3 protein-coding genes are annotated in these 2334 nt (G+C 71.7%); 2 read left to right on the top strand and 1 reads right to left on the bottom strand.

The window, feature by feature from the left end; all coding sequences use genetic code 11:
- The first annotated feature begins 166 nt into the window (after nt 1–166).
- Entirely contained in the window at nt 167–742 is a 576-nt protein-coding gene (locus tag MXD58_RS29360; protein ID WP_248837887.1) for a TerD family protein, read from the top strand.
- Nucleotides 743–836: 94 nt separating this feature from the next.
- Here MXD58_RS29360 and MXD58_RS29355 read toward each other — a convergent pair whose 3' ends face one another.
- Entirely contained in the window at nt 837–1148 is a 312-nt protein-coding gene (locus MXD58_RS29355; RefSeq protein WP_248837886.1) for a YkvA family protein, read from the bottom strand.
- Nucleotides 1149–1452: 304 nt separating this feature from the next.
- On the opposite strand from MXD58_RS29355, the gene MXD58_RS29350 reads away from it, so the two are divergent.
- Nucleotides 1453–2334: metallophosphoesterase family protein (locus tag MXD58_RS29350; protein ID WP_250611405.1), on the top strand; the 882-nt coding region annotated here is incomplete at its 3' end.

The raw sequence follows: 2334 nt of genomic DNA, 5'->3' as shown, positions 1-2334 counted from the left end.
GCGCTCGGCGGGCCACGGCGGGCGCGTTCCCGGCGGACCCGCGGCCGGCCCGCCGAGTCTGCGCGATGGGCTCCCCACGGCTGCCCGTATGTGCTTGGCTGATCACAGGTTTTGGGGCGGGCGGCCGGCGACCGCCTCGCGAGCAACGTCACGGAAGCGGAGAACAGTGGGCATTGACCTCGCCAAGGGCGCCAGCGTAGCCCTTGCCGAAAGAACCGGCGCTCTGACACACATCACGGTCGGGTTGGGCTGGGACCCGAACCGTCCAGGAGCGGAGGAGTTCGACCTCGACGCGAGTGCGATCGCGCTGGAGGGCAACGGCCAGGCGCCCGGGCTGAGCTATTTCATCTACTACAACAACCTGAGCAGCCCGCGCGGGGAGATCGTGCATCGCGGCGACAACCTCACCGGCGAGGGCACGGGTGACGACGAGCAGATCGACGTCCGGCTCGACCTGCTGTCCAGCGCCATCACCCGCATCGTGTTCCCCGTGAGCATTCACAACGCCGACTACCGGCACCAGAGTTTCGGCGATGTGCATGGCGCCTACATCCGCGTGGTCAACGCGGACACCAACGAGGAACTGGTGCGATACGACCTGTCCGCGTCCGCCGCGCGGGACACGTCGATGTTGTTCGGTGAGCTGCTGCGGTCTGCGGACGGCTGGCATTTCCGCGCCGTCGGCGAGGGTGGCATCGACGGCCTGGCCGAGATCGCGCGCGCCTACGGCCTGGCGGTCTGACCAGCGGCGCTCACGGACTGCGGGCGCTCACGACCTGGCCGTGGCCGCCCGCCCGGTCAGCGCGCGACTGACCAGGGCCGCCGCGAGTGGTGGCTCAGCGGCCGCCGCGTCGCCCGCCGGGCCCGGCCGGCGTGAGGTCCCTGCGCGCGTTGACCAGGCCGCGCACGTACGCCACCGCCGCGATGACGACCATCAGGTCGTCGATCAGCCCGATCGGCCCGAGCGGAACCTCCGGGATCGCGTCCACCGGCGACAGGACGTACGCAAGGCTGCCCAGGGTCGCCGCGATGCCGCGCACCGGCAGGTCGTAGCGCTTGATGACCACCAGCGCGGTCACGGCCAGCGCGAGGCCGACGGCGACGAGCACGCCGAAGGCGACCAACAGCGTGATTCCGACGTCACCCATGATCCGCTCCGATTTCCTGTCGTCGCCTGCCAGGGCGTCCCATGCGGGACGCCCTGGTCGTGCGGGCCGCGGGTGTCCCGACCGGTCACGGTCGCTCCTGCCTTCAGCCATGATCTCCTGCGGCATGCCCGGCGCGGAGCCGTCTCGAACATCGTCGCGCCCGACGGTGGCGGGCCGTGCTCGGGTGGGTCCCGCATGCTCGGATACGGTCACTGCTCCGGCGACGGGCGGACAGAGCCGCCGCGGCGCCGGTAGGCTGCTGCTCGTGGCCCGCACGGATTCGACGCCATCAGGCGCTCGGCTGATGGCCGTGAGCGACGTGCACGTCGGCTATTCCGAGAACCGACGGCTCGTCGAGGCGATCGAGCCGACCTCCGCCGACGACTGGCTCATCCTCGCCGGTGACGTGGCCGAGATGGCCGCCGACATCACGGCGATCTGGCGGCTGCTCGCCGAGCGCTACGCCAAGGTCATTTGGGTTCCCGGCAACCACGAGCTGTGGACGGCGAAGCAGGATCCCATCCGGCTGCGCGGCCAGGAGCGCTACCAGTACCTCGTCGAGATCGCCCGCGGCCTCGGGGTGCTCACCCCGGAGGATCCGTATCCGGTGTGGACCGGCGCCGACGGCCCGGTGACGATCACGCCGCTGTTCGTCCCCTATGACTACACGTTCCGCCCGCCCGGCACGGCCACCAAGGAGCAGGCCCTCGCGCTCGCCCGCGAGACCGGGGTCGTGTGCACCGACGAATGGCTGCTGCACCCGGATCCTTACCCCACCATCGATGCCTGGTCACGGGCGCGGGTCGGGTACACCACCCACCGCCTCGCCGCGCTCGACCCCGCCGTGCCCACGGTGCTGGTCAACCACTGGCCGCTCGTGCGACAGCCCACCGAGGTCCTGCGCTACCCGGAGTTCGCGCTGTGGTGCGGCACCACCGCCACCGCCGACTGGCACCGCCGTTACGGCGCCTGCGCCGCCGTCTACGGCCACCTGCACATCCCCCGCACGACCTGGTACGACGGCGTCCGCTTCGAGGAGGTCTCGATGGGTTACCCGCGGGAGCGCACGGCCTGGGAGGCCTACGGCCGCCCCTTCGCCGGACCGCGGCAGATCCTCCCCTACCTGCCGGACGCGGCGCGGGAGCCGGCGCGATCCGCGTCGGCGCGCGCGGGCGTGGCGCCGCAG

The sequence above is a fragment of the Frankia sp. AgKG'84/4 genome (genome assembly GCF_023242965.2).
GTDB lineage: Bacteria > Actinomycetota > Actinomycetes > Frankiales > Frankiaceae > Frankia.
Note: the sequence above shows the minus strand (reverse complement) of the source record. Positions and strands in the feature narration are given on the sequence as shown.